Raw genomic sequence first — 26,558 nt, forward strand, 5'->3', positions numbered from 1 at the left:
GCTAAAACAGTTGCCATTCTGGCGATCGCAGCATTTTTAGGTGTTCAATGCGGGATTGAAAATAGCTCCCATCCAGGCGGCTATAGTCATAGCGCTGAGTGTTGTTTAAACAGATTGCCCATGCCCAAATATGAGCGACCTGGGTAAAGGCTTGCAAGGAGGCAAGTTCATCCTCCAGTAAGGGGGCAACGGTTTGATAACCACTAATAAACGCTTCCCGCACTTTTGCTCCCAAGCCTGAATGTAGTGCCACCTGAAGAAATTTAGCAATTTCAAAGATGCGCCAGCCATAACCACATTGATCAAAATCAAACAGGGTCATCTGTTGTTCGGGCGTGAAATGCACATTACCACTATGGGGATCGCCCCAACAAATTCCCCATAAGGGCGGTTCCATTGGGAAGGGATGCAATTGTGAATGAAGTTGTTCTACCACATCGGTCAAATAGGTCAAATCCGCCGATCGCTGCTGTAAAAAAGGGGCGATCGCATGGAACGAATCATGCAGTAAATAATCCAGAGTCAATGGTTGTCGATGGGCTTGGGTAGTAAAACCTGCCGCCGTTTGATGCAATTTAGCTACTGTTTCCCCCAGGCTAAAACTCTGGGTTGGGTTTAAATCTCCTACAGCGATATTGCCCGGTGCATACACAAATAGTGCAGCATATCGTTGACCTTCTAGGGCATTAATTGCGATCGCAAGTTGTCCGGTTTGAGTCCGGAGGGGATAGGCAACTGGAATATAGCGTTGATGTAAGAAATCCAGTAATTCTAATTCAAAATCAATCTCTGAGCGCGATCGCCAATGGGCATGGGAAACCCTCAAGACATATTGGCGATCGGCCGTCTCAACTAAATAGACATCACTTAAACCCCGATGCCAAAATTGGCAACTTGTCACCGTACCAATGGCATATTGATTAAGCACTTCGGTAATCAAAGCACTGCTGGCAAGAACGGAATAGACGACTGGAAACATCGTGTCAGCCATGAGTTCGCTCAATCACATGACTATTGCCAACAGCGTGATTAATCGATCGCCTAGACAACCTGCCTAAACCATCAACATGCCGTTAGGGGATCAAGTACACCATTCAATGCAATGGCATATATTGTTAAATCTACTACTAACTAATTGGCTTGCAAGCGATCGTCAGCTTTTGCTGATAATTATGGTGTTTTAACATTTAGTTCCCGTTGCAAATTAAACTAAATCCTCACCCCTACTGCTTAATAAACCGCGATCGTTTGAATGAGTAAGCGAAATTCACCGGGAGTGAAGTGAGGATTTAACGCTCCATCGTATTCAAATTTGCTCAACATCAGTTGTAACGATCGAATTTGAGCCGGGTTCAGCGATCGACCCGAATTGACGGTTTTGGCTCGAAACACCGGAGTCATTTGGGCAAACGGAACCTGGATTGTGATCCATTGCTCGGCAACCGTATCAAAGGAATAGGCGTAAGCTACACTATCCCAACTATCTTCATCTCGAATCAAAAACTTATATCGCTGCCCGTCGCCCTTAACCCGCAGTTCAATCCCCGTATGCCCCGATATATTCAGAGGTGGCTCAAAGTTACGGGTACGCACCGACGCGAATCCACCGGAATTGGCAGTAGAGACATTGCCAGTAAATAGAGCTACATTGCCCTGAGCTTGGAAGGAACTGGCACTAACACCGCCCATCACCACATCATCCAGGGCTCCCCAGGTTTGATCGAGTGTCGTTGTCGAGTCAGTAAAGTCAAAGAGAATCCCAGCTTGGGGTTGCGGAGGTGGCGGGGGAGGAGTAGAACCAAACATGATTTTCTGGAGCCAGCTAACAATCGGAATCGTTTCAAAATAGGTAAGGGTGTGGAAAAAGCGTCCCACATCCCAGGGCGAGCGATCGGATGAAGACATTGGAAATTTTCAGTAGAGTTTAGATAGGCATCAGCCAGGATGGTTTACCTTGATTCTAAGCAAATCCTATTGGCTTCGCTGGAGTTGGACGATACAGAGGCGCGATCGCTGTTACAACCAACTCTGCAAGAATCAAAGGGTCATATCACTTATGTAATCAGGTATACCTGTAGAAAACAGCCATGACAGAAGCGAGAAACGTATTGGGAACTCCGTTAGAAACCTGTTGTACGGAGCCTATGACGGGGTTTTACCGGGATGGTAAATGTAATACAGGCGCTGGAGACATGGGGGCTCATGTGGTTTGCGCTCAAGTCACCGCCGAGTTTTTGGCGTATACCCAAGCTCAAGGGAACGATCTATCTACGCCTGCCTTTGGGTTTCCAGGGTTGAAACCCGGCGATCGCTGGTGCCTATGTGCATCTCGCTGGAAAGAAGCGTTAGATGATGGCGTGGCTCCCCCGGTGGTACTAGCCGCGACCCATGCCTCCGCCGTGGAATATGTCACGTTGGCAGAACTAAAGCAACACGCGATCGACCATCCCACCTAATGCTATAACCCTGATTCTGACTTGGAGTGCCAGTCACCCTCGTTGCCTTTCTCATATTTATGTTTGACCGCACTCCAGGCAACCCGGAACGCCCGTTCCTCATCCTGATATTCCTGCTCAGCGCTATTAAAAGCCGCTTGAAAGATTTCCTGAGCATGTTTGGGTAAGTGATGCTTAACCGCATCCGGTAGATCTTGCAGATGTTGATAGGGCATAGGACAACTAAAGGCAAAAGTGTATTGCAGCTTACCCACGATCGTAGAAGCCTGGGCATTGGTGTGCCTCTTTCAAATGCAGGATCATAGGGGTTAAGTGCGAATCGAGTAACTATTATTTTATTTTTATATAAAAAGCCTCTAATTGCATGTAGCAAATAGCACCCTTTAGCGATCGGTAGCAGACTTGGTTTTTGTGTCCCTTGTAACTTAACTACCTATAGCAATAGAGGCAATTGTTATCCCCCTTCTCTCAGGTCGAGATGCTGTCTACTTCTAGAGGCACAATGCACTTAGAGCGATCGCTTCAATTACGGTCTTAAGTCAAAAAAAGTACTAACTTCATCTCAGGGTGCGGATAACCCTACCGTAAGAGGTAGAAACATCCACATTGACGAAAGTATTTCGTTTCATTAAATTTCCATCAAGCTTTCTAACTTAGTTCTCAAGCGAGATGAATTTCTAGAAAGTTTTCTGTACAAGGATATAGGCGGTCTAAACCCATTTAATCCGATCAGGAGGTTCGTTATGCGAATTGCTCAGATTGCCCCCTTGTGGGAAACAGTACCTCCCCCCGCCTATGGGGGAACTGAGCTAGTTGTCAGTCTATTGACTGATGAACTGGTTCGACGAGGTCATGAGGTAACTTTATTTGCATCGGGTGATTCCACTACCCTTGCCAATCTTCAAGCAGTTCATCCTCGGGCTCTGCGGCTTGATCAAAACATCAAGGAATACGGCATTTATGAAATGCTGCATTTAACGAATGCCTATGAACGAGCCGATGAATTTGACATTATTCATTCCCATGTTGGTTGTGCAGCATTGCCCTATGTCAAGCTAGTCAAAACGCCAACGGTTCACACGCTGCATGGCATCTTTACCCCCGATAACGAAAAACTATTTACTCACGCCAAAAATCAACCTTACATCAGCATTTCCAATTCCCAACGCAATACTACTTTAGGGCTGAATTATGTAGCTACCGTCTATAACGGGATTAATGTTGATAGCCATAAATTCTATCCTCAACCCTTAGATCCTCCCTATCTGGCATTCTTGGGTCGAATCTCGCCCGAGAAAGGAGCACACCTCGCGATCGAGATTGCCAAACGTTCCGGCTGGTGTTTGAAGATGGCTGGTAAGGTTGACGTGGTCGATCGCGACTACTATGAAACTGAAATTAAACCTCATATTGATGGTGAACAAATTCAGTATCTTGGTGAAGCCAATCATATTCAGAAGAATATGTTAATGGGGAATGCGGCAGTCACGCTATTTCCAATTACCTGGAAAGAACCCTTTGGCTTGGTGATGATTGAATCGATGGCGGCTGGAACTCCTGTAATTGCGATCGAATTAGGCTCTGCCTCTGAAGTCGTAGCCGATGGGCAATCTGGGTTCCTCTGTCATAGTGTGGATGAGTGTGTCGCTGCGATCGATCGGGCTACTCAACTCAGTCGTCAGGGCTGTCGGGAGTATGTGGTCAGTCGGTTTAGTGCCCAACGTATGGTGGATGGCTATGAAGCGGTCTATCAAGATATCCTAGCCCAGCGCTTTGCTCGGAATGGTCATCTCCGCAGTCCAGTGGCTAGCCACAATTAACCAGGGGGTGTCAAGGGTTCGGTGTTGCTGAATGAATCGCAGTGTGAATTGCCAGATCTGTCCTCACCCTAGCCCTCTAGCCAGAGAGCGGGAATAAAAGCTGGCTCGGTTCCTTTCTCCCCAGGGAGAAGGGTTGGGGATGAGGGCAAATTATACTTGTACTTGCATTCAGCAACACCAATTTGCTTTCGATCACAATTTAATCGAAGTAACAAATTTAAAGTTAATCATTAGAAACTGCGATCGAGGGGCAGATCTAAAATTAGCGAATTAAGATTAAACATAACAGCAAGGATGAAACAGAATTAAAAATTACCCGTAGTCGCTATGCCAGAGACAGTCAAACTGGATGGTAGAGTTTTTGTGCCTGTAGACCAGTTACCGATGCCGGAATGGGCATGTGTCACCAGCGAACGTCCTCAACCCACCCTGACCCTCAAAGATGATGATCTGTTTTTAATTACGGATACGTTAGGGAATATTTCCGGTTGTTCAGGAGACAGCGTTAACGCCAGTTTAGGATTATTCTGCCGTGATACTCGGTTCCTCAGTCGCTTAGAAGTTCAGATCGATGGACGATCGCCGATTCTCCTCAGTAGCAATGCTCAACGGGGCTTTGCCCTATCGGTGTTATGTGCCAATCCCCGGATCGACGATCGCATTCCGGCTGAAACGATCGGGATTCAGCGAGAGATGGTGTTAAATGGGGGACTATTTGAAGAGTTAACGCTCACCAACTACAGCACCAAACCCGTTCAGTTTGAACTTAGTCTCAGCTTTGATGCTGACTTTGTTGATTTGTTTGAAATTCGGGGATTTAATCGCAAGCAACAGGGACGCTTACTTCGACTCGTGCAACCGATCGCGCCACCAGATCCAGTCGAAGCTACCAGTGAAATAATCACAGATACCGACTCATCCACTCCCTATGGACTGCCAACGACGACAAATGAGCTAGTCATGGGTTATCAGGGGCTAGATGGGATCATTATGGAATCCCAGATTCAGTTTTTACATCATCCTCCCAGCCACCTCAAAGGCTATACCGCTCTCTGGGAAATTGAGCTAGAACCACATGAAACCCGCCAGTTAGGTTATCGCTTACACATGCTGGCAAATAATCAGCCGGTGTCAACGGTTCATGCACCCATGACTTTGATGCAGGCAAAAGCGGCGGAATTGATGGAGGAACGGGAATGGCAGTCGGCTATTACCCAAATTCGGACGGATAATAAAACCTTCAATCAGGTGATTGAACGGGCTGAACAGGATGTTTATTTGTTACGCCAAACCTTTGGCAAAGGCAAAGCCCTTTCGGCGGGGGTTCCCTGGTTTTCTACCCTGTTTGGTCGCGACTCCATTATTGCCGCGTCCCAAATTTTGATTCTCGATCCGACGATCGCCCGAGAAACCCTGACCATCCTGGCGCAATATCAGGGCAAGGTCGATGATGAATGGCGGGATGAAGAACCCGGAAAAATTCTGCATGAATTGCGGTTAGGGGAAATGGCGCGATGTAATGAAGTTCCCCATACTCCCTACTACGGCACTGTAGATGCCACACCCTTGTGGTTAATGTTGTATGCCGAATACTACGCCTGGACGCATGATCACGAAACCCTCGATCGTCTGTGGGACAATGCTTTAGCCGCAATGGCATGGATCGATCGCAGTTGTCGAGCAACGGGCTATCTCAGCTACGATCGACGCTCGGCTAGAGGCTTGGTGAATCAAGGCTGGAAGGATTCGGGAGATTGTATTGTCGATCGGCAGGGACACTTAGCCACCGGGGCGATCGCGCTCTGTGAAGTCCAGGCGTATGTCTATGCAGCCAAAATTCGGTTAAGCGAAATCGCGCGGATGAAGAAACGGATTGACCTGGCAGATCAATGGCAAGAGGAAGCGAGAGATCTGAAAAATCGGTTTAATCGCGATTTTTGGGTGGCGGATCAGGATTACTGCGCCCTGGCATTGGATGGGGATGGCAAACCTGTTGATAGTATTACCTCAAATCCCGGTCATTGCTTAAATTTAGGCATCTTGACCCCAGAAAAAGCCCGTTCCGTGGCTGAGCGCTTGCAGGCTCCAGATATGTTTAACGGTTGGGGGATTCGTACCCTCAGTAGTCAGTCGCCTGCCTATAATCCGATGGGCTACCATGTTGGCTCCGTGTGGCCCCATGATAATGGGCTAGTTGCCATGGGCTTACGATCGCTGGGCTTAGTCGATCAGGCATTAGAAGTCGCTGAAGGCATTATTGACATGACCCTGGAACAACCCTACCAACGACCACCTGAACTATTCTGTGGCTACTCGCGGGAAAGTGGCGATCGACCCATCCAATATCCGGTGGCGTGTTCACCTCAAGCCTGGGCAACGGGAACGATCTTTCAACTGCTGCAAATGATGGTGAATTTGGTGCCGGATGCGCCGGGTAACTATCTCCGGATCATTGATCCCGCTCTCCCCGAATCAATTCATGAATTATCACTGCATAACCTGCGAGTCGGTTCCACACTGCTGGATCTGGAGTTTGTGCGGGAATCATCACTATCGACCGATCGATCGGGGGCGACTACCGCTTGCCGAGTCACCCGGAAACGGGGCAACCTGCGAGTGGTGATTGAAGCCTAAAAGTAATCATCAGTGGAACATATTTTGCGATCGCGCGGTGACTTTTCTACCGCAAGGTTGGAGCAGAATTGCGTCAGGGCTTGTAAGGTGATTAATCGATCGCCATCACCAAGCGAATGGGAGAATGTATGGAAATTCAGACACCAGATTGGGTTAAACACGCGGTTTTTTATCAGATCTTTCCCGATCGCTTTGCCCATAGCCAATTCACGCAACGGCAATTTTTGAAAAACCACCAATGGGAACCCTGGGAGGCTCCACCCACCCTTCAGGGCTATAAGGGAGGGGATCTCTGGGGTGTGGCAGAGAAATTAGATTATCTGCAAGATTTAGGGATTAACGCGATCTATTTCACTCCCATTTTTCAATCGACGTGTAATCACCGTTACCATACCCATGATTATTATCGGATTGATCCGATTTTGGGGGGAAATGCGGCGTTTCGTGACCTACTAGATGAAGCCCATCGTCGCAATATCAAAGTGATTTTAGATGGTGTATTTAATCATGTCAGTCGCGGCTTTTTCTTCTTTAATGACATTCTGGAAAATGGACCGCATTCCCCCTGGTTAGATTGGTTTCGGATCGAAGGGTGGCCCCTCGCACCCTATACGGGTGATCAACCCGCCAATTATGTCGGGTGGTTTGATAATCGCGCTCTGCCCGTGTTCAATCATGACAATCCAGAAGTGCGGTCTTATTTAATGGAGATTGCCGAATTTTGGATCAATTTCGGCATTGATGGCTGGCGATTAGATGTGCCGTTTGAAATTAAAACTCCCGGCTTCTGGCAGGAATTTCGGCTGCGGGTCAAAGCTTTAAACCCAGAGGCGTATATTGTGGGAGAAGTCTGGCAGGATGCCCGCGAATGGCTGGATGGCACCCAATTTGATGGGGTGATGAATTACCTATTTGCCGCCCCAACGATCGCATTTACAGCCGGCGATCGCGTCATTTTAGACATGGTGGAAGATCGATCGTATGATCCCTATCCGGCACTATCCGCCGAAGGGTATGCTGAAAAAATGGATAATCTACTGAAGCTATATCCCTGGGAAATTCAACTGACGCAATTGAATTTGTTAGCCAGTCACGATACGGCGCGGCTCCTTAGTATTGCCAATGGAGATCAAGCCAGTGTAGAACTCGCGACCCTATTGTTGATGACCTTTCCTGGGGCTCCCAGTGTCTACTATGGGGACGAAGTCGGCTTACCAGGAGGGTTAGATCCAGACTCCCGCCGAGGCTTTCCCCGAGAGGAAGAGTGGGATCGCGAACTGTTAGAGTATCATCGGCAACTGATCGCCCTGCGTCATGCCCATGCTGCCCTGCGGATCGGCGATTATCGGACGGTATTCGCCAAAGGTGATCTGTATGTGTTTGCCCGGACGTTAGGCAACGAAGAACTACTAATTGCCGTCAATGTAGACACGGCTCCAGCCAGTGTGGCTTTGACTCAAGCGGAGATGGGATTACAGTCTCAGCCCGATCGCCTGTTGTTTGGCAAGGGCAGTCTGGAATGGAAAGACAACAGATTGGTACTCGATCTCGCTCCCCGCAGTGGTTATATCATTGGCTAAAGCGGACTCCCCGCGCCTCCAGTTGTTGCAAGAAAAATTCTTCTAAGGAGGGGCGGGATTGCTGGAGTGACACCAGTTGGGCACCCATTAGATCCAGGCTGGCAATCAAATCCTGGGGGCTACCTAACACCAGCCCCTGCCAGTAACCATCCCGAAATTCCATATTGGCGAGCCGATTTCTCAGCACATCGGGATTGCCGCCCTTAATTTTGACGCGGTAGCCCTCCGTTGTGCCCAACAGTTCGTCGAGCGCCCCTATACAAATCAGTTCGCCCTGTGCCAGAATCGCGACCCGATCGCAAATTAACTCGACATCCGACAAAATGTGGCTGTTAAAGAAGATGGTTTTGCCCTGAGCTTTTAGCGACAGGATAATCTCACGGATCTGGTAGCGTCCCATCGGATCTAACCCAGACATCGGTTCATCCAGAAACACCAACTCGGGATCGTTGATCAATGCCTGCGCCATGCCAATGCGCTGTAACATGCCTTTGGAATATTGCCGCAGTTGCTTCTTCCGGGCAGCCGACTGTGCTAATCCGACTAAATCCAGTAATTCGGGAATCCGCTTACGTTGCAGCGATCGGGGAATCCGAAATAAGCCTGCCGTAAACTGGAGAATTTCCCATCCCGTTAAATAATCATAAAAATAGGGATTTTCGGGCAAATACCCCACTCGTTGCTTCACCGCCCGATTGCCTAAGGGCTGTCCCAACAGTAATGCCCGTCCCCCATTCGGACGCACAATGCCCAATAATGTTTTTAATAACGTTGTTTTTCCGGCTCCATTCGGGCCAAGTAAGCCAAAGGTTTCCCCCTCAAAGACTTTCAAAGTGCAGTGTTTAAGCGAAACCACCTTTTGGTTTAACCAAAATCCAGTCCGGTAGACCTTTTGTAATTCGTAGGTTTCTACCACCACTGGACGACCAGCAGCAGGAGATTCAGATAGGGGGACGATCGCAGATTCCATAGACCAGAAGTGAAACAGGGCAAGAGCCTGAGGACAAAGCAGACGGCTACCTCTCCCTCAGTGTAAGGTTAAGAGAGGCGCTATCGTTTGCATTGTAAGGAGAAAATGATGAATCGGTCTAAACTGATTGCGGTAATTACTGGCGCAATTGCGATCGCCCTGAGTTTGGCTTACCTGATCATTGTCCAATTGCTGGACTTCCGGGGCGAAATGCTGCCTGCCCCCCCGATCGGTCTGCTGCTAAGTAATCTGACTAAATAATTATCTTTTTCTGAAGTTGGTGATGGACAGAACTACTGTAGAACGCGGGAAACTCATCGAAGTTGTTAGTACCCTCCCAGATGAGGCTTTGCTTGAACTGGCTAGTTTTCTTGACTACCTTCGGTATAAAGCAACCCAGCGCAAAGATATCGATCAGCATGTAGACACTAGTACAGGCAGTTTTCTACTGGCGGTGGCTGGCTTGGGCAATTCTGGTCAACAAGACGTTTCTGAACGTGACGAGGAAATTTTACGTCATGAAACTGATCCTATTTATGGCTGGAAACTACGGTCAAGTGATTCTGCATGACAGCTATACTTGACACCAGTTTTTTGTTTGCGTTAACTGATCAGAGCGATCGCAATCATCAGCGTGTATTGACGGTTGCCCAAAGTACCAACGAAGCATTAATTCTGCCTGAGGTAGTCCTACCAGAAATCTGTTACCTCATTGCCTCCAGACTAGGACACCAAGCAATGCGCCACTTTCTGGCTAGCTTAACCACGCAAACAGTGCAAATTGAGTCCATCCTTGCAGCAGATTTGGTACGAGTACGGCAAGTTCTCGATCAATATGCTGATAGCCAGCTTGATTTTACCGATGCCGCCATTGTTGCTATATCGGAAAGGCTAGCTATCACTCGTATTTACACCCTCGATCGACGCGATTTTTCGCTGATTCGCCCCAGTCACTGTGATTATTTCATGCTGTTACCCTGAATTCGCTAGCGGCTTTATCTACTTCAGGAATTTAGGTAGCGTGATGCCCTGTTTTTCTAGAGCGCGGCGGACTTCATCTGCTTTATCGATCGCCTGCCGCAGGGGTTCCTGATATTCCGCGAGTTGATTATAGGTTTTAATCGCCCGCTTCACATCCAGATGAATTTCGTTGGTTGGATAGTTTTGAATCACTTCCAGCAAGGTGAGGCGATTATCTTTCTCCGTCGATCGCAGCATGGCTGTGCGTAGCGCCTCTCGATTCCCGTTGTTATTAGGAGTTTGAATCATCCGACCTAACTCATCCAGCAGGCGATCGGCTGCCGGATTATTCAGGGCGGTATCTAACAGGTTGCGATTGATGTCGATCGGTTGGTTTAATACTCGTCGGATCGATTCTGGGTTGCCATTGGCTCGTTGCAGATAGCGTCCTAGCACTCTGGAGGTTTCGCCGGTTTCGGCAAAATCAGTCAGTTCTGGGACGGCAAGACGTTGCCGAAAAATGCCATAGCGAAACACCACCTGTTCAGCCGCCTGGGCTTGGGGGGCAAGGAACAAGACACTGAGCGTGGCGATCGCGAAACTGAAGGCTTGTGTGAGGCAGGTTTTAGAACGCAGCATAGTTCACTTGGGGGTAACTCTAGAGGATGTGACGGGAGCGGGGCAGAAATAGTTCGATCGTGCTGGGTTAATTCCAGTCCTAACTCTTTTATAAGCGAGGCGATCAGGACAGGGTGACTCTCCTGGGTAGGGTTTCCGATTTTGAGGGGGATGCGATCGCCCAAAACTATGCTATCTTGACTCGTCGAGCCTTGGAGTTTTGCCCTTGCCAGAACAACCGTCTCTATTTACTGCCAGCGATTTACAGGGGTGTTACACGGTTAACCTACCCAAATCGCCTCAGATGAGTGCAAAAACCTTACAAACCTGGAAACAACGGGTATTTCAGTATCAGCAACGTATTCAGGTGAGTCCTGCTGCACAACAGGGGAGTTTATTTGCCGTAGCCCCAACGGCAGCGGAAATTGCTGAAGCGATCGATCCCTTTAGCTTGCCGCAACAAAATACTGCCTTCTGGCGCTGGCAGGCTGAGGATGCTGGAGTTGCCGCCTTATATTTTGTTATCGATACCCAACTGCCCATTCTGTTATACGTCGGTGAAACGGTTCATTCCAATCAACGGTGGAAAGGCGAGCATGGTTGCAAGAGTTATATTCTCAATTATGTCTCTGTTCACCACGCTCACCAGCTTCCCGTTGCCGTCAATATCAGCTTCTACCACTGGGCACCTGAAATGACGCGCGATCGCCAGCAAATTGAGTCAGCCTTAATCAACCAGTGGCGATCGCCGTTTAATAAAGAAAATTGGGCGTTTTGGGGCACTCCCTTTACTAAGAGAAAATAAGGAGATGGCGTAAGGCTGGGTTTAATTTAAGCAACTTACCTATGATTTTCTGGACTTAGAAGGATTTTCCCGATCGGAGGAGGTAATCGGTTGTTGGCGTAATGGATCATTCTGTTCTGACAACAACTCTTGGGGATCGATCGCGGGATTGGCAACGAGATCCCGTTGGGCTTCTAACCGGGGGTCAGCCTGGGTTTTTGAAGATTCTGATTTATCACTACCATATAGACATAGGATTCTCCTATCAGTGCTGATTCCCTAGCTTAACGAGAATCTCTGATTAGAACGCCCTATCTACAGGCTGAGATTGCCTGCCCTAGGATTTTTGGCGCAATAAAAAACGGGAAAAGCGTTTACAACTCTCCTCACTCAACCATTTTGAACAGCAATCATGATGGATACTAAGAGATTGTTTGAAAGGTCATAATCATTACCTGAACTGCCCCCCCTAGCCCCCCTTTCTACGATGCCGTCAGGCTATATTCTGGGGGGACCGGATTCAAAGTCCCCCAGAATTGGGGGATTTAGGGGGCTAGTGCAATCGCTTTAATACCTTTAAAACATCCTCTAAGGAATGGGAAGGAAATAACTTGAACAACTTTAACCTTTTACCTGTACGGGCGCGGCATACCCTGCGGGAAGCCAGCTATGGCAAAGGCTGCTGAGGCGATCGCAAAGACTTTTTACCCAATGCCACGCCCCTACGCCAAGAACTACACTTTAATAAATCTCCGCTCCTAAGGACGCTTTGTTGCGATCGCCATTTTTACGCCTGGAATTTGTTTTACCTGATCCATCACTGCCACAACCTTACCGTGACTAACCTGCTCATCCGCATTGATTACCACAATTGGTTGTTGGTTGATTCGAACCAGTGATTCTACACCTGGTTTAATTTGGTCTAACTGCACCGATTGTTTGTTTAATGCCAGATTGCCATCAGGCTGAATCGTAATCGTAATTCGAGTCTGGGCTTGAGTTTTTGCCGTTGCCGCTTGGGGCAAACTTACAGGTAGTCCCTCTGTGCGGCTGAGAAATAACGTAGACACAATGAAAAACGTCAGGATGGCAAACACCACGTCAATCATTGGCACAATATTCACCTGTAAAGGCGTTTCGGGTTCGTTAGGAACGCGCATAATTTGGATAATTGCTAGCTAATTTAGACCTAGTGAGAACGACTGTTGCTTAACGCTAACTGTTGAATCGCGGCTGACAACTGTTGAATCACAGAGTTGTCCTGATAGACGCGATCGTATTGGTGGCGATACAACAACTCTAATTGCCCACCATACTCCTGAATTAACGCTAACTGACGCTGATATAACGCCCGAAAAATACTGGCAAACATCAGCACCACGGTTGCCACAATCAAACCTGCGGCAGTCGAAACCAGGGCTTCACTGATCCCAGAAGACACTCCGGCTGTCCGGGTGCCGCCAATGTCACCAATATTGAGGGAACCGAAGGCTGTAATCAGCCCTAATACCGTCCCTAACAGTCCCAATAAGGGCGATAGACCCACAATCAGTTCAAAAATGCTACCAAACCGTTTCAGGACGGGAATTTCTGCCTGAAGCTCACTCTCTAAAGCCAAACGAAATTCCTCTGGAGTCGGCTGATCTAGAGAGAGAGGAGCCATGAAAATCCGCGCTAAGGGCAAATCACGATTGCGATTTAGCTTATCCATCACGAGATCCGGTTGCTCTTGGTAGAGTGCCATGACTGATTTTGCCACTGCCTGGTGCCGTTGAATGATGCGGATCCAGAACCGAATGCGTTCAGCAATCAGCGCGATCGCTAGCACCGAAAACACCAACAGGGGAACCATAACCACCCCCCCGGCAGTGAATAGATAGACAACATTGTTCATGCACACACTCCAGAGCAATAAGTGAGAATCTGCTATAAGGCGACCGCTACAGTCATTGAACGCGGTTTAAACTACCTTCAAAGAGCGTAGAGCTAAATGAGAAATTAAGTCAAGTAAAGGCTTGAGATTTCTAAAATTTTACTTTTCAAATAAAAATTTATAGCAATAGAAAAGTTTTAGCTTTTCTTTAAAAGATAATAATCCTGATCTAATCTAAGCGATTTTCACCAAATTTCTAATTGAGAATTTTAGGCTTGACAGTGGTCACAAACTCAACATAATGTGACTGTTAAATGCAAAGTATTCTCATCTTTATATGAGCCTGTCTAAGATCGCTATCGCCCAACGAGATCAGGAATTATTGCTGCTGAAGCGCTTCTTGGCATTCAGCATTCCTGTTGCGATCGTGCTGCATCTGTTGGCGGCGATCGGTATAGCGTGGTTAGGGAAACCCACTCTAGAAGTAGCAGAAGTAGACGAAATTGAACTTATTGCGGCGGATCAACTCGAAGCTGAGCCAGTGGATGATGTTGGCGGTGGTGGGGGCGGTGGGAGTACACAGATTGCGATCGCAAATCCCGATCCGGTTGATCTAGATGCTGTCGAAGTTGCCACGATTCAGGAATTAGCCCCGATCCCGGTGGCAACACCTGTACCAGAACCAGTGGTGGAAGAACCTGAGGTGGTGGAATCACCTGAAGTTGCAGAATCACCAGAACCAGAGCCAACTCCTAGCCCTTCAGTCTCACCAACGCCAGAAGCGTCGCCTACTCCCAGTGCATCTCCAGCCGCTTCTACAGAACCAAATCCTGCGCCGTCTCCCAGTGCATCTCCGAGTCCCGGTAATCCGTCGGAAACAGCCGCTAACTCCAATGCAGAGAAACCAGCCGTGACCAGTTTTGGCACAGGGAATGGGGTGGGAGATGGTAGTGGTACGGGTAAAGGACCAGGGATTGGCTCCGGTTCAGGTCAGGGGGTTGGTGATGGCAAGGGGCCGGGAACCGGACGAGGAACGGGAGAGGGCAAAGATGGCACCCAACGTCCGACTCAACCTGCACCAAGCGCGACCCCACCTGTTGCGATCGTCAGACCACCCCAACGGGAACCTGCGGCTAGTCCCGGTCGCCGCGCCCCAAGATGTAAGAGTAACTGTGACTTGAATGAATACCTCGGCAAAGAGGGAACTGCCCGCTTCACGTTTGATATTGATCAGAATGGCAATGTCACCAATGTCAGGCTACGGCAATCGAGTGGGGATCCAGAAGTCGATCGCAAAGCCGCAGAGGCCGTTCTTCGCCGGAAATATGAAAGTACGGATGGTGGTTATTCCGGTCAACGACTGCGAGTTACCTCGGAAATGCGAGGTTCAGATTTCCAACGGCAAAATGAGGAACGCCGTTCCCAAGAACAGCAAGAACGGCAACAACGAGAAGCAGAACGGCAACAACTGGAAGCAGAACGCAACCGTCAACCAATTACATCCACGGGGGATGCTCCTCCAGCAGGGGCTGAAACTCCGGCTACCCCCACTCAACCAGTTAACCCAACGCCAGAGTCTGCTCCTATACCCGCCGAGACGGCTCCAGTTGCCCCTGTAGAGACAGCACCACCGGAACCGATTGAAGAGGCTCCACCGCCTGTTGAAGCAGCACCGCCACCGGAACCGATTGAAGAGGCTCCACCGCCGATCGAAGCAGCACCACCCCCAGAACCGTTTGAGGCTGCCCCGCCCCCCGTGGAAATAGCCCCACCGCCGGAACCGATCGAAGCGCCTCCTCCAGATGTTGATCCAGGGCAATAGCCCGCGATCGTCGATATATCAGTTGTTGTGGGTGTGAGCCAATCCATGGAGGTGGTTCACATCTATTTGAGAATATTGTTGTCAGTCGAAGGGTACAACCGTATTCGGTAGGTGGCAGGAAACTATTCCCCAGTGAGAGTAGCTAGCTAGTATTGGGCGATCTTCACTATGGAAAAATCAGGTTGAATCCGTGTTCAAAAAATTTTTGACAAATTATTCCTGCCACAAACACCATTAAACTTTACCAAATCTAATTTGTAAATTCTATAGTAAAGCCATCTATCTATAAAATTATTTTATATAATTATAAAGAAATCTAGTGTTAAATCGGCTACTGACCATAACTATATTTTCATCATAGTAATTTTTGCTTAGAGCGGCTCTGATCTCTGAAATTAGCTTATAGCCGTGTTTTAGAAGTCCTGGATCTCCGTCAGGGTATGTTCAGGATCTGAGCTAAAAATGGATCTGGGTTGCCTCAATTCTGCTGCTGTGATTGGGATCAGCTCCTATTCCGTTGAGATGCACAAAAATGGAACTTATGGTACAGTTCAGTTACAAATTCCCCTGGATTTTCTTTAGAAAATAAAATCAACTCATTCACTTTTTTACAATCTTTGTTTTTAACTACCTTCTTTAGGTGGATGGGTTGCTTTGAATCGTTTATCTAATGAGTCGTTTAGTTGATTGTGATTGATGGAAATGATTGCGTGTTTATTCGATGCCTTATCTAATAAGCGCTTTCAGTATTCAAGCCTCTTTCAAATCCTGATGGTTGATTTCCAAAAAGACATAACCTTGCAACCACGACTTGTAAGTTTGTTTCCTGGTGATCGTCACTGCACTGCTGACTAGAAGTTAAGCCTAAGCAAGTGGTAAACCTAGCATTCGGGTGGTGAAAATAACGTATGGAAAACCTAAATTTTTGTAGTAATCCGCTCTAAACCCCAAAATTTGTTTCTCCTGAGGGATGATCTTCATCTGGCAAATCCCTAGTTTGAAATAGATCGGATTCACTCAAGCGATCGCTAAATTTCATAGTCACTGTGTGCTGTTCTTCGCGAATTTAGTAGTAGGAAGGCGAATATCATTATGGTTCTCTCCAATCGAAAACCGATTGCTTTGATCTCGGTGCATGGTGATCCGGCGGCTGAGATTGGCAAAGAAGAAGCGGGTGGGCAAAACGTCTACGTGCGGCAAGTCGGTGAAGCGCTATCCCGGCAGGGGTGGCAGGTCGATATGTTTACCCGCCGATCGGAGCCTGAGCAAGCTGCGATCGTGCAGCATAATCCCTACTGCCGCACGATCCGACTCACGGCAGGTCCACACAAGTTTGTGCCACGGGACGAATTGTTCGAGTTTTTGCCTGCCTTTGTCCAGGCATGGCTGAAGTTTCAACGGCAGTCTGGCATCCGTTACCCGGTGGTGCATACCAATTACTGGCTGTCTTCCTGGGTGGGAATGCAATTGAAAAAAGTGCAATCGATCGCCCAGGTGCATACCTATCACTCGTTGGGTATTGTGAAGTATCAAGCAATCCCCACCATGCCACTGATTGCCAGCACCCGTCTGGATGTAGAAAAAACCTGCTTAAAAACGGCTGAACGGATTGTTGCTACCAGTCCACAGGAAAAAGACCACATGCGTACCTTGATGTCGAGTCAGGGCAAGATTGACATCATTCCTTGTGGTACGGATATTACTCATTTTGGCTCAGTGAATTATGCGGAAGCCCGCCAACAACTCGGCATTGCTGAGGACGAAAGAGTAGTGCTGTATGTCGGACGGTTTGATCCGCGTAAGGGGATTGAAACCCTGGTTCGCGCGATCGGGCGATCGACCTTACGGGGAACCACGAAACTCCGGTTAATCATTGGCGGTGGCAGTCGTCCAGGACAAAGTGATGGCTACGAACGAGAGCGAATTGAAGAAATTGTGGCGGAATTAGGGTTGACGGCTATCACCCACTTCCCCGGTCAATTAAGCCGATCGCAGTTGCCTACCTACTATGCGGCGGCTGATGTCTCTGTGGTTCCCAGTCATTACGAACCATTCGGACTGGTGACGATCGAGGCGATGGCGTGCGGTACTCCCGTTGTCGGTAGTAACGTGGGTGGGCTTCAGTTTACCGTTGACCCCGAGGTGACTGGCTTACTTGTTCCCCCCAAGGATGATGTGGCATTTGCTCAAGCCATCGATCGGATTTTGGCGAATCCTGAATGGCGGCATCAATTAGGCAAAGCGGCGAGAAAGCGGGTAGAAACGGTGTTTAGTTGGGATGGGGTTGCCACTCAACTGAGCCAACTCTATACTCAACTAGCCGTTGAACAAGTGGAAGATGAACTCACTGCATTAGGTGCTTAATTGATCGCTGTACTGCGATCGGCATTGCCATGCGTCTCTATTCCCGTTCTGCAAGGAATCAGGATAGATGAGCCTGTTCATCCATCCTGATTTTTGTTAAGTGGATTCAGGCGGCTTCCGACAGAGTCAGCAGAAACGCTAAATTGGCTTCTGTCTTTAACGCATGGGGAGCATTGGCTGGCATGAATACAAACACTCCCGGTTCTAAGCGGATTTCCTGTCCTTCTAGAATCAGTGTTCCCTGTCCTGCAATCACATTGACTGTGGCATTCCGAGTAGAAGTGTGTTCAGAAATTTCTGTGCCTGCGGCTAAACAAAATAGCGTGTATTGGCAAACGCGATCTTTCAGTAGCATTTTGCTCAATACTCCAGCTTCTGGATAGGTAATTTGGGTTTGCAATTGCAGCGTTGAGGATTGGTCAGAAAGCAATGTAGTGGTCATAATTATTCCTGCTAGACAATCAAATCAAATTGAACCTGTTGCTTGGGAAGACAGCCCGATCCCCTGCTCCCGATCGCTATTCAGACCGTTGGCTACAGAGAATGATGTAGCCTAAATCATGCCGATATTTTTCAAACACCTGGTGCATTGCCAACACGCGCTGCCGGATCGATCGCTGGGTGGCGACATTCCACAAAATGCGGCAGGTGCTAAACAGGCCCTCATCATGGATCATGCAGCGCAGATTCAGTAGTGCCATACCACCTGTGCGATGTTGTTGCACTGATAAGCCTGCTGTGGTCATGGCGGCAATCCAGTTCTGTGCCGATAGCGGGGTGGTATTAGACCGAATAATCTGTGCTAGATCACGATGAATTTCCGCTTCATGCTGTTGGGCAAGTAATTCATGGGATAACAGTTTGCCACCCGGTTTTAAGCGATCGCGCACCCCTGCCAAAATCTTGGCTTTACCCGCCGGAGATTGCATACTGAGGATGGCTTCTGCCAGAACGTAGTCAAACTGTTCGGATAATTGATCCAACTGGAAGATATCCCCTTCAAGGAAAGTAATTTGGTCGGTTAATCCGGCGGCGGCTACATTAGCGCGGGCCCGCGCCACACTATCCGGATTTTTTTCGATCCCAACCACTCGAACTTGATACCGTTGAGCCAGAGCGATCGCGCTATAACCAAAGCTAGAAGCTAATTCTAAAACCGTTTCACCCGGTTGAAAGTTTGCCCAGGCAAACAATTGTTCCGTTGCCGATCGCCCCCCAGGTCGCAGATATTTTTTCCCAGCCGCCGCGAGCACTTGATGCCCAGTTGCGGTTTGCCAATTCAGTGTAGCCTCGGTCATAGCTTCGACCTCTGAAACGATGGTTGCACCCTTCTACTCTGTCAAACTTAGCCTCAACTCTCCATGAGGTAGCTCATAGTGACATAAGTTTTCATGGGCAAAACGGGCAAGTTATGCACCAGTCGGGGGAGGTAAATATTAGGGTTTCTTTGTAGGTTAAATGAAAGCGATCGTGGTTTACTTGGGCTGTACGGATTGTCTGCGATCGCCTCTGTATTTAAGGACAACGGATTAACCTGCTTTAGTAGTTCCAGCAATGACATCACTTGTGTTCAAGTTATTCCAAGGGCTAGGCGGATCGGCATTCGCGATCGTACTCCTGTTCAGTGGGTTTGGGGTTTCCCCAGCGATCGCTAGCGCTCCGAAGCAATCACCTACAAGCCCATCGCCTTCCCTGTCTACATTGCTGCTGAATCCGCAACAGATCCAACAAGCGTTAGATCAAAACAATATTGTCGGGGCAATTCAACAGGTTGAACTAGGTTGGAAAACCCAGTTTGAGGAATATTACCAGGGCAAACTGACCGCTCAATTGGTGGAAGTGGCGGATATGAGCCGAGCTTTAGAGCGGTTGCATCGGGTCACGGGGCAGAAAACGGCTTTAGTCTATGCCATTCCTACTCCCAATCATCTGGAATTAGTGGTGGTGTTTCCGGGAATTCGACCCATTCACCAACGGGTGACAGCCGCGAATCGGGAGGCATTAGGACAACTCACGCGATCGTTCCGCTTAGGAATTGTTGATCCGAACTCCCCAGCCCAAAACTACTTAAAACCCTCCCAGCAATTATATGAATGGATGATTGCCCCGATCGCGGCGGAACTCCGGGCACAGGGGATCGATACCTTGCTTTTTTGTTTAGGCGGACGGTTACGGGGACTGCCGTTAGCGGCACTGCATGATGGCAAACAGTTTTTGGTTGAACACTATAATTTGGCAATTATCCCCGCCTTTAATCTCTTGGATAGTCGCCCCAGCCAATTACAGAACGCGAAAGTGTTAGCAATGGGGGCTTCCGAGTTTTCTCACCTACCGCCGCTTCCTGCTGTCCCGATCGAACTGGCAACGATTACCGAGCAACTCTGGCAGGGCAAGGCACTACTGAATCAAGATTTCACTCCAGAAAATCTCAAAGCAGAACGGGAGGCTCAGGCATTTAGCATTGTGCATCTAGCGACCCATGCAGAATTTTCTCCGGGTGCGATTCAAAATTCCTATATTCAGTTCTGGAATAGCCGCGTCAGTCCGGATCAGTTTCGTGACCTGGAATTACGGGTGCCGGAGGTGCAACTGCTGGTGTTAAGTGCCTGTCGAACTGCTCTGGATCCCCAGGCGGAGTTGGGCTTTGCGGGTTCTGCCGTCATGTCTGGCAGCAAGGCGACGTTAGCCAGTTTGTGGGCAGTCAGTGATGTCGGTACGTTGGTCTTGATGAGCGAATTTTATCGCCAGTTGCGATCGGCTCCCATTAAAGCGGCGGCTCTCCGCCAAGCCCAGATTGCCATGTTAAACCAGCAGGTGACTCTGACGAACAATCCAGCTATGCAGACTCGGGGCACCCCCTTGGCATCAACATTAGCCAGACAACGCAATACTGATCTATCGCATCCTTACTATTGGGCAGGGTTTACATTGGTGGGTAATCCCTGGTAGGAGATGGGGAGATGGGGGAGATGCTCAATAATTGTTAATTGAATATTGCTAATTGCTTATGCGTCCACGTCAGAGTCTGGTTGAAATCTTTTCTACTTTTCTGCAATTTGAAGCCGATTCTGTGCAGCATTGGGCGACGGATACCAAACTGCGTCGGAGTATGCAGAATTGTGTGCGGCAGGGCGTTCTAGTTGGGGAACCTGGGATCGTTGAACCTCCGGGGGATGAGGGAACCAGTTCCAGGGCAGCAGAGAATTTTTGGTCATTATATTGGCACCAGCAATGGCGGAATCACGCCAAGCCATCCCCCCATCTCCCCATCTCCTCACCTGCCCTCTCTCTAGCCCTGGGACATTTGTCAGCGTATTTACAGGAAACCTGTTATTGGAGTGTGCAGAGGGCAATGCCACGGCTGGAAAGTTCGCAGTATAAGCTATCGGACTGTTTCCAGGTGGCGATCGTGGAGATGCCGAGAATTCTTAATGCCTGCGATCCGAAGCAAAGTGCCAGTCTCAAGACCTATGCAATGTCGGCGTTTGGCAATATTGTGCGGGATCATTTGCGGCAACGCCAGGAAGTGAATTTGTGTAGCCATTGGGGGTTGTTGCTGAAGCTGAGTCGCAAGAAGTTAACGGAAGCCCTACACCATGCCGGATTAGCTCCCAATCAAGTTCAGCAATATCTCCTGGCATGGACCTGTTTTGAATCGACCTATTTACCCCGCAAATCACCCGGACTGCGGCAGTTAGCTGCCCCCGATCGCGCCACCTGGGGTGCGATCGCGCAATTGTATAACCGTCAACGGCATCAACTGACCGTTCCGGGAGCCGAATGTAGTCCTGAAACGTTAGAACAATGGCTGATCACCTGTGCCAATCGTGCTCGGGTCTATTTATATCCGGCGATCGGGTCACTCAACACCCCAAAGGTGGGGCAGGATTCTGGCGAGTTACAGGACGATCTACCGGATATCGCTCAGGAATCGTTGCTCACAGAGTTAATTGCCCAAGAAGAACTAGCGGCTCGGAATCACCAGCAGGCAGAAATGCAAACCATTTTGTTAGCCGCCTTGACACAACTCGATCCGGCTATGCAGGAGTTATTGCAGTTGTATTACCAACAGGGGTTAACCCAACAGCAAATTGCCCAGCATCTGAATGTGCAGCAGTACACGATCTCTCGGAAGTTGGCTAAAGCCAGAGAAGCGCTACTCATGGCACTGACCCGGTGGAGTCAATCGCAGCCGCCACTGGGAATGCATAATATTTCTCTTTCAACCGTGATTAAGTACATCAGCAGCCTTCTGGAGGAATGGTTGCAGGCTTACTATCAGGCGAACGATCGCTCCTTGGAGGAGTCCCTATGAGCTTCATGTTTGAACCCCTCACCCAGCTAATGTTAGACATTCCCACCCCGGTAGAGCAGGACTCCTGGCAGCAGAGTCAGTTAGCCTCTAGTGGGCGAGGACAATGGCAGACCTTTCTGAATCATCTCTGTGTCACGGTGTTTTTGCCCTGGCTGCAAACTGAATATGTGCCAACGGCAACCACGACCCTGACTGCCAGCACCTTACCCACAGTTTGGGATGTGGTGAATGGGACAGTGCTGTCCTGCGATCGCAAACGTCTGGTGCTAATTCCAGATAAAAGTGTAGATACCAGTGAATTGCGAGTGCCGCAGGAATGGGTGGATGTCCCTGGTTGGGCAGGGGATTATTTTCTGGCGGTGCAGGTGAATGCGGATGCCGGTTGGTTACGGGTTTGGGGATATACCACCCATGAAATGCTGAAAACAATGGGTACTTACGATCCTGGCGATCGCACCTATGGTTTAGATGCCCAGCAGGTGATTCAAGATGTTAGCGCCCTATGGGTTGTCCAGCAACTGGCGGCGGATGAACCCACTCAAGCCGCGATCGCCCCTTTGCCCACGGTTCCAGTAGTACAGGCGGATCACCTATTGCAACGACTAGCAAATCTGGAGCTTGATCAACCCCGATTAGAGATTCCGTTTGAGTTATGGGGAGCGTTGATCACGGATGATGGCTGGCGGCAACGCCTCTATCAGTACCGTCAGGGTCAATCAACGATCGTTCATCCAATTACCCAATTGGGACAATGGTTCCAGCATCAGTTTGAGGCAGGTTGGCAGGCACTCGAAACGTTGTTGGGAGAGGATGCTAATCTTGCCTATAGTTTTCGGCAAACGGCTGACTTAACCGATGTGCCAATTAAGGGAGCAAAACTGCTGCAATTGCCCACTCAAGCAGTGCTACTATTAGTCTCTGTAGAAGCGATGCCCAATGACGATCAGGTGGGGATTCGGGCTCAATTACGATCGCGCGATCGGCAAATCTCCTTACCGGAGGGTCTGAGTTTGCATCTGTTAGCGACGGATGGTGAGGTGATTCAGTCGGTACAGGCTCGACAACAGGATGAGGCGATTCAACTGAAGCGGTTCAGAATTCCCTCTGGCACTCCATTTACCCTTCAGATCACCTGGGAAAATGAAGTGTTTACAGAACCGTTTATCGCTTAGGAGATTGATCGAAACAAACGAGCGCAAGCCCCCATGAGCTATTTGATTATTCTAAATTTGGGCAAAGGTGATTGGCTGCATGGCTTTCCTAAAACGATCGCCCAACTCTGGGACGATCGTCATCCGAGTCCCATGCAATTTACGGGTAGTTTGCCACCGATGCCGGACTTAGCCAGCCTGTATCAAGAATGGCAAACGATGTATACGGCACTTTACTCTAATTTGGGTTGGCGACAGGGATTGCGGCATCCCGGCTTTGAAGTAGACGAAACGGATATTACCCATATCTCGCAAGCGGAGTTTGATCGTCTCTGTGAGCGACTGCGTTCTTGCCTCAATACCTGGCTGAGTGATCACGCCTTTCAGAATATCGATCGACAACTGCGTACTCACCTGAATCCCAGTGACACCATTCGGTTGATTATTGTGGCGGACGATGCCCGATTGCTGCAATTACCCTGGAGTTTATGGGAGTTTTTAGAAGATTATCCTCAGGCAGAAGTGGCATTGAGTTTACCGGAATATGCCCGATCGCTGAAACTGGCGACTAATCAAGCAAAACGGCGAGTCAAGATTCTGGCGATCTTAGGCAACTCGGAAGGCATTCAAGTCACACATGATCAACAAGTTCTCCAACAATTGCCCCAGGCTGAAGTGAAATTTTTAGTGGAGCCAACATCACAGGAATTAAATCAACAATTGTGGCAACCGGGTTGGGATATATTGTTTTTTGCTGGGCATAGTTCCAGTGTTAGTAAGGGCATGATTCAGTTAAATCAAACTGAACGTTTAACGATCGATCAATTAAAGTATGCTCTACGAACGGCGATCGCCCAAGGATTAAAGTTAGCAATTTTCAATTCCTGTGATGGCTTAGGACTGGCGCAAGATCTAGCTGACCTACAAATTCCCCAAGTGATTGTGATGCGGGAACCTGTCCCCGATCGAGTTGCCCAAGAATTTCTCAAACATTTTCTGGTAGCATTTGCGGGGGGACGATCGCTGTATCCCTCGGTACGGGAAGCCAGAGAACGTTTGCAAGCCTTAGAACCAGAGTTTCCCTGTGCCAGTTGGTTGCCTGTGATCTGTCAAAATCCGGCAGAAGTACCGCCAACCTGGGAAGATTGGTGTGGCAAACGTCGCGTCTGGCTACGTCGTCCCAGTCGTCAAGAGCTTCGTACCGTGGGGGTGAGTAGTCTGGCGATCGCGGGTGTGATCATGGGAGTACGCTGGCTTGGCGGCTGGCAATCCTTAGAACTGGCGGCATTTGATACCTTAATGCGACTACGTCCCCTTGAGAGCCGGGATGAACGCCTATTAGTCGTGACAGTCACCGAGCAGGATATTCAGGCGCAGGGAACCGATGCCCGTCGCAGTTCCCTATCCGATCGCACCCTCAAGCAACTGTTATCGGTGCTGGAACGCCATCAACCAGCGGCGATCGGCTTGGATATTTACCGCGACTTTCCGGCGAATGAACCGGGGTTAGCCCAACAAATGCAACAGAGCGATCGGCTGATTGCGGTGTGTAAACGGGCTTTATCCCCAGCCAATCCCACCGATATCCTGCCACCGCCGGAGGTTCCTACAGCCCAGCTAGGATTTAGTAACTTTGTTGCTGATCAGGATGGAGTGGTGCGACGACACCTGATGATCCTTTCGCCCAATACCACATCACGCTGTACTACCCCCTATGCTTTTAGTGTGCAACTGGCGGCTCGTTATTTAGAGCAACAGGGGATCACAGCCCAATTTACGCCTGATAAAGATTTACAGTTTGGCAATACGGTATTGAAACGGCTGCTTGGTAGAACGGGAGGCTATCAAGCCATTGATACGGGGGGCAGTCAACTTCTGTTGAATTACCGTAATCTCCAGACCGGTCAGGGATTATTTAATACCTCGCCGCGAGAGATTGCTCGTCAGGTGACGTTACAGGAAATGCTGACCGGACAGGTTAACCCCAGTGCAATTAATAATCGTGTTGTGCTAATTGGTGTCACCGCTCCCGGTAGTGGTGATTACTGGTCTACGCCCTATGGCAGGGGATTATCCGCCCAAATTCCCGGAGTCATGCTACAAGCTCAAATGGTCAGTCAAATTTTAAGTGCCGTGTTCGATCAGCGTCCTCTGCTCTGGGTATGGTCACAATTAGGCGAAAGCCTGTGGATTTTGGGCTGGTCGTTTACAGGAGGAATTTTAGGCTGGTATTTCCGCCGTTTAACTTTGTTAGGATTATCAGTCAGTATCACGATCGCGGTTCTGGGCGGAATCTGCTTACTTCTATTGATCCGGGGGGGATGGGTGCCCCTAGTTCCATCTACCCTGACTCTGGTAACGACGAGTAGTACCGTTGCCTATGCCCTCAGATGGAGAAAAATCGATGACTAGACCGAGCTTACTGACAACCATCCTTGGCTTCATGCTGATTGGTACTGTTTATTTACCGCAACCAATTGCGGCTCAAAGCATGCAACCAGATCACCATGCTCCTACTGCCAATACCATTCCCTTTCTCAGTCCAACGCCGCCCGATACCGGAGAACCCACAACAGGAGCCGATCGCGGTGGTTCGACTCGCGACCCGATCGTGGCATTAGTCCCCCTGGCAAAATCTGCTGGTACTCAAATTGATCAACGTTGGGGCTTGACTACCGTCGATCGTCCCACATTCTGGTTTCATTTACCGGATCAAATACTGGCGAACCAGGAAGCAACATTTACCCTACGGGATGGGACTGGAGCAATGGTGTATCAAACGAAATTTACCACTCCCGCCACCGCACCCGTCACTTTTAAAGTCGTTTTGCCTGCTACAGTTCCACCATTAGCGGTGCATCGATCGTACCGTTGGCAGTTAGCGATGGAGCTACCGGAAGTCGATGATCTACGGATGATTACCGGCTTAGTTCAACGCAGCCAACCTTCAGCCCAATTGCGACAACAACTGGCTACAGCCAAAACGCCCTTTGAACAAGCGGTGATCTATGCCCAACATGGAATTTGGTACGATGCTTTGACGATTGTGGGCAATGAGCAGCTAGCCGGACGGCACGATAGCGCGATCGCGGCTGCCTGGAGTGATCTGCTGAAACAAATCAAGTTACAAGGGATTGCGGCGGTACCAATTCGATCGCTCAAGCATAACAACTAAAGTCCCCGCCTTTACCTTTTCTGTCGTTTGTTAGAG

The 26,558-nt window shown here is 49.0% G+C and carries 24 protein-coding genes; 15 read left to right on the top strand and 9 right to left on the bottom strand.

The window, feature by feature from the left end; translation table 11 throughout:
* Window position 1: 1 nt before the first annotated feature.
* Complete coding sequence (locus tag ACN4EK_RS17340) at window positions 2–991, bottom strand: homoserine kinase (RefSeq protein WP_431659312.1); 990 nt, start codon at window positions 989–991, stop codon at window positions 2–4.
* A gap of 239 nt (window positions 992–1,230) precedes the next feature.
* Window positions 1,231–1,905 carry a CIA30 family protein gene (locus ACN4EK_RS17345; RefSeq protein ID WP_431659313.1) on the bottom strand — a complete coding sequence of 225 codons (675 nt, stop codon included), beginning with the start codon at window positions 1,903–1,905 and terminating at the stop codon, window positions 1,231–1,233.
* Window positions 1,906–2,087: 182 nt separating this feature from the next.
* On the opposite strand from ACN4EK_RS17345, the gene ACN4EK_RS17350 reads away from it, so the two are divergent.
* The gene (locus tag ACN4EK_RS17350; protein ID WP_431659315.1) at window positions 2,088–2,456 is read left to right on the top strand and encodes a DUF2237 family protein; all 369 of its coding nucleotides are present in this window, start codon (window positions 2,088–2,090) and stop codon (window positions 2,454–2,456) included.
* Window positions 2,457–2,458: 2 nt separating this feature from the next.
* Here ACN4EK_RS17350 and ACN4EK_RS17355 read toward each other — a convergent pair whose 3' ends face one another.
* Window positions 2,459–2,671 (bottom strand): ChaB family protein, encoded by a 213-nt coding sequence (locus ACN4EK_RS17355; protein ID WP_431659316.1) that lies wholly within the window; start codon window positions 2,669–2,671, stop codon window positions 2,459–2,461.
* A 528-nt stretch (window positions 2,672–3,199) separates the two neighbouring features.
* Between ACN4EK_RS17355 and ACN4EK_RS17360 the strand changes: the two genes are divergently transcribed.
* From ACN4EK_RS17360 to ACN4EK_RS17370, 3 genes are all read left to right on the top strand, one after another.
* Complete coding sequence (locus ACN4EK_RS17360) at window positions 3,200–4,276, top strand: glycosyltransferase family 4 protein (RefSeq protein ID WP_431659317.1); 1,077 nt, start codon at window positions 3,200–3,202, stop codon at window positions 4,274–4,276.
* A 327-nt stretch (window positions 4,277–4,603) separates the two neighbouring features.
* Window positions 4,604–6,910 carry an amylo-alpha-1,6-glucosidase gene (locus tag ACN4EK_RS17365; protein ID WP_431659318.1) on the top strand — a complete coding sequence of 769 codons (2,307 nt, stop codon included), beginning with the start codon at window positions 4,604–4,606 and terminating at the stop codon, window positions 6,908–6,910.
* Window positions 6,911–7,038: 128 nt separating this feature from the next.
* A complete protein-coding gene (locus tag ACN4EK_RS17370; RefSeq protein ID WP_431659319.1) occupies window positions 7,039–8,490 on the top strand; it encodes a glycoside hydrolase family 13 protein in 1,452 nt (483 codons plus the stop codon).
* Here ACN4EK_RS17370 and ACN4EK_RS17375 read toward each other — a convergent pair.
* Window positions 8,480–9,460 (bottom strand): ABC transporter ATP-binding protein, encoded by a 981-nt coding sequence (locus ACN4EK_RS17375; protein ID WP_431659320.1) that lies wholly within the window; start codon window positions 9,458–9,460, stop codon window positions 8,480–8,482. The two genes, ACN4EK_RS17370 and ACN4EK_RS17375, sit on opposite strands and share 11 nt — an antisense overlap.
* 108 nt (window positions 9,461–9,568) lie before the next feature.
* Here ACN4EK_RS17375 and ACN4EK_RS17380 point away from each other — a divergent pair, with 108 nt between their 5' ends.
* From ACN4EK_RS17380 to ACN4EK_RS17390, 3 genes are read left to right on the top strand one after another with little or no spacing between them, the layout of a single operon-like run.
* Window positions 9,569–9,721 (top strand): hypothetical protein, encoded by a 153-nt coding sequence (locus ACN4EK_RS17380; protein ID WP_431659321.1) that lies wholly within the window; start codon window positions 9,569–9,571, stop codon window positions 9,719–9,721.
* Window positions 9,722–9,743: 22 nt separating this feature from the next.
* Complete coding sequence (locus tag ACN4EK_RS17385) at window positions 9,744–10,031, top strand: hypothetical protein (RefSeq protein ID WP_431659322.1); 288 nt, start codon at window positions 9,744–9,746, stop codon at window positions 10,029–10,031.
* Window positions 10,028–10,441 (top strand): type II toxin-antitoxin system VapC family toxin, encoded by a 414-nt coding sequence (locus tag ACN4EK_RS17390; RefSeq protein WP_431659324.1) that lies wholly within the window; start codon window positions 10,028–10,030, stop codon window positions 10,439–10,441. The genes ACN4EK_RS17385 and ACN4EK_RS17390 overlap by 4 nt, the downstream gene beginning before the upstream one ends.
* Window positions 10,442–10,459: 18 nt before the next feature.
* Here the strand turns inward: ACN4EK_RS17390 and ACN4EK_RS17395 are convergent, their stop codons facing one another.
* Window positions 10,460–11,059, bottom strand: coding sequence for an alpha/beta hydrolase (locus tag ACN4EK_RS17395; RefSeq protein WP_431659325.1), 600 nt, complete (start codon window positions 11,057–11,059; stop codon window positions 10,460–10,462).
* A gap of 205 nt (window positions 11,060–11,264) precedes the next feature.
* On the opposite strand from ACN4EK_RS17395, the gene ACN4EK_RS17400 reads away from it, so the two are divergent.
* Window positions 11,265–11,843, top strand: a complete 579-nt coding sequence (locus ACN4EK_RS17400) for a GIY-YIG nuclease family protein (protein WP_431659326.1) — start codon at window positions 11,265–11,267, stop codon at window positions 11,841–11,843.
* 737 nt (window positions 11,844–12,580) lie between these two features.
* Here the strand turns inward: ACN4EK_RS17400 and ACN4EK_RS17405 are convergent.
* Together ACN4EK_RS17405 and ACN4EK_RS17410 are read right to left on the bottom strand one after the other, a co-directional pair.
* Window positions 12,581–12,982 (bottom strand): ExbD/TolR family protein, encoded by a 402-nt coding sequence (locus ACN4EK_RS17405; RefSeq protein WP_431659327.1) that lies wholly within the window; start codon window positions 12,980–12,982, stop codon window positions 12,581–12,583.
* A 29-nt stretch (window positions 12,983–13,011) separates the two neighbouring features.
* Window positions 13,012–13,716 (bottom strand): MotA/TolQ/ExbB proton channel family protein, encoded by a 705-nt coding sequence (locus ACN4EK_RS17410; RefSeq protein WP_431659328.1) that lies wholly within the window; start codon window positions 13,714–13,716, stop codon window positions 13,012–13,014.
* A gap of 316 nt (window positions 13,717–14,032) precedes the next feature.
* Between ACN4EK_RS17410 and ACN4EK_RS17415 the strand changes: the two genes are divergently transcribed.
* Window positions 14,033–15,517, top strand: coding sequence for an energy transducer TonB family protein (locus ACN4EK_RS17415; RefSeq protein ID WP_431659330.1), 1,485 nt, complete (start codon window positions 14,033–14,035; stop codon window positions 15,515–15,517).
* A gap of 1,092 nt (window positions 15,518–16,609) precedes the next feature.
* Complete coding sequence (locus ACN4EK_RS17420; RefSeq protein ID WP_431659331.1) at window positions 16,610–17,881, top strand: glycosyltransferase family 4 protein; 1,272 nt, start codon at window positions 16,610–16,612, stop codon at window positions 17,879–17,881.
* 106 nt (window positions 17,882–17,987) lie between these two features.
* On the opposite strand, the gene ACN4EK_RS17425 is transcribed toward ACN4EK_RS17420, so the two are convergent.
* A complete protein-coding gene (locus ACN4EK_RS17425; RefSeq protein WP_431659332.1) occupies window positions 17,988–18,323 on the bottom strand; it encodes a cupin domain-containing protein in 336 nt (111 codons plus the stop codon).
* A gap of 76 nt (window positions 18,324–18,399) precedes the next feature.
* Window positions 18,400–19,179: an SAM-dependent methyltransferase gene (locus tag ACN4EK_RS17430; protein ID WP_431659333.1), complete on the bottom strand. Its 780-nt coding sequence runs from the start codon at window positions 19,177–19,179 to the stop codon at window positions 18,400–18,402.
* Between the two features lie 256 nt (window positions 19,180–19,435).
* On the opposite strand from ACN4EK_RS17430, the gene ACN4EK_RS17435 reads away from it, so the two are divergent.
* From ACN4EK_RS17435 to ACN4EK_RS17455, 5 genes are read left to right on the top strand one after another with little or no spacing between them, the layout of a single operon-like run.
* Window positions 19,436–20,830: a CHAT domain-containing protein gene (locus ACN4EK_RS17435; RefSeq protein WP_431659334.1), complete on the top strand. Its 1,395-nt coding sequence runs from the start codon at window positions 19,436–19,438 to the stop codon at window positions 20,828–20,830.
* Window positions 20,831–20,888: 58 nt separating this feature from the next.
* Window positions 20,889–22,196: a sigma-70 family RNA polymerase sigma factor gene (locus tag ACN4EK_RS17440; protein ID WP_431659335.1), complete on the top strand. Its 1,308-nt coding sequence runs from the start codon at window positions 20,889–20,891 to the stop codon at window positions 22,194–22,196.
* Complete coding sequence (locus ACN4EK_RS17445) at window positions 22,193–23,368, top strand: DUF1822 family protein (RefSeq protein ID WP_431659336.1); 1,176 nt, start codon at window positions 22,193–22,195, stop codon at window positions 23,366–23,368. Before ACN4EK_RS17440 ends, ACN4EK_RS17445 begins: the two co-directional genes overlap by 4 nt.
* Before the next feature lie 33 nt (window positions 23,369–23,401).
* Complete coding sequence (locus tag ACN4EK_RS17450; RefSeq protein ID WP_431659338.1) at window positions 23,402–25,759, top strand: CHASE2 domain-containing protein; 2,358 nt, start codon at window positions 23,402–23,404, stop codon at window positions 25,757–25,759.
* Window positions 25,752–26,522, top strand: a complete 771-nt coding sequence (locus ACN4EK_RS17455) for a DUF928 domain-containing protein (protein WP_431659339.1) — start codon at window positions 25,752–25,754, stop codon at window positions 26,520–26,522. The genes ACN4EK_RS17450 and ACN4EK_RS17455 overlap by 8 nt, the downstream gene beginning before the upstream one ends.
* The last annotated feature ends 36 nt before the right edge of the window (window positions 26,523–26,558 follow it).

The sequence above is a fragment of the Pantanalinema rosaneae CENA516 genome, from assembly GCF_050753385.1.
In the GTDB taxonomy this organism is placed as follows: domain Bacteria; phylum Cyanobacteriota; class Cyanobacteriia; order Leptolyngbyales; family Leptolyngbyaceae; genus Pantanalinema; species Pantanalinema rosaneae.

Coding starts and splice junctions, on each gene's coding strand:
- ACN4EK_RS17425 (WP_431659332.1), bottom strand. CDS start 18,323: ATGACCACTACATTGCTTTCTGACCAATCCTCAACGCTGCAATTGCAA.
- ACN4EK_RS17395 (WP_431659325.1), bottom strand. CDS start 11,059: ATGCTGCGTTCTAAAACCTGCCTCACACAAGCCTTCAGTTTCGCGATC.
- ACN4EK_RS17375 (WP_431659320.1), bottom strand. CDS start 9,460: ATGGAATCTGCGATCGTCCCCCTATCTGAATCTCCTGCTGCTGGTCGT.
- ACN4EK_RS17455 (WP_431659339.1), top strand. CDS start 25,752: ATGACTAGACCGAGCTTACTGACAACCATCCTTGGCTTCATGCTGATT.
- ACN4EK_RS17360 (WP_431659317.1), top strand. CDS start 3,200: ATGCGAATTGCTCAGATTGCCCCCTTGTGGGAAACAGTACCTCCCCCC.
- ACN4EK_RS17340 (WP_431659312.1), bottom strand. CDS start 991: ATGGCTGACACGATGTTTCCAGTCGTCTATTCCGTTCTTGCCAGCAGT.
- ACN4EK_RS17380 (WP_431659321.1), top strand. CDS start 9,569: ATGAATCGGTCTAAACTGATTGCGGTAATTACTGGCGCAATTGCGATC.
- ACN4EK_RS17365 (WP_431659318.1), top strand. CDS start 4,604: ATGCCAGAGACAGTCAAACTGGATGGTAGAGTTTTTGTGCCTGTAGAC.
- ACN4EK_RS17420 (WP_431659331.1), top strand. CDS start 16,610: ATGGTTCTCTCCAATCGAAAACCGATTGCTTTGATCTCGGTGCATGGT.
- ACN4EK_RS17450 (WP_431659338.1), top strand. CDS start 23,402: ATGAGCTATTTGATTATTCTAAATTTGGGCAAAGGTGATTGGCTGCAT.
- ACN4EK_RS17435 (WP_431659334.1), top strand. CDS start 19,436: ATGACATCACTTGTGTTCAAGTTATTCCAAGGGCTAGGCGGATCGGCA.
- ACN4EK_RS17405 (WP_431659327.1), bottom strand. CDS start 12,982: ATGCGCGTTCCTAACGAACCCGAAACGCCTTTACAGGTGAATATTGTG.
- ACN4EK_RS17350 (WP_431659315.1), top strand. CDS start 2,088: ATGACAGAAGCGAGAAACGTATTGGGAACTCCGTTAGAAACCTGTTGT.
- ACN4EK_RS17430 (WP_431659333.1), bottom strand. CDS start 19,179: ATGACCGAGGCTACACTGAATTGGCAAACCGCAACTGGGCATCAAGTG.
- ACN4EK_RS17440 (WP_431659335.1), top strand. CDS start 20,889: ATGCGTCCACGTCAGAGTCTGGTTGAAATCTTTTCTACTTTTCTGCAA.
- ACN4EK_RS17415 (WP_431659330.1), top strand. CDS start 14,033: ATGAGCCTGTCTAAGATCGCTATCGCCCAACGAGATCAGGAATTATTG.
- ACN4EK_RS17370 (WP_431659319.1), top strand. CDS start 7,039: ATGGAAATTCAGACACCAGATTGGGTTAAACACGCGGTTTTTTATCAG.
- ACN4EK_RS17345 (WP_431659313.1), bottom strand. CDS start 1,905: ATGTCTTCATCCGATCGCTCGCCCTGGGATGTGGGACGCTTTTTCCAC.
- ACN4EK_RS17390 (WP_431659324.1), top strand. CDS start 10,028: ATGACAGCTATACTTGACACCAGTTTTTTGTTTGCGTTAACTGATCAG.
- ACN4EK_RS17445 (WP_431659336.1), top strand. CDS start 22,193: ATGAGCTTCATGTTTGAACCCCTCACCCAGCTAATGTTAGACATTCCC.
- ACN4EK_RS17385 (WP_431659322.1), top strand. CDS start 9,744: ATGGACAGAACTACTGTAGAACGCGGGAAACTCATCGAAGTTGTTAGT.
- ACN4EK_RS17410 (WP_431659328.1), bottom strand. CDS start 13,716: ATGAACAATGTTGTCTATCTATTCACTGCCGGGGGGGTGGTTATGGTT.
- ACN4EK_RS17355 (WP_431659316.1), bottom strand. CDS start 2,671: ATGCCCTATCAACATCTGCAAGATCTACCGGATGCGGTTAAGCATCAC.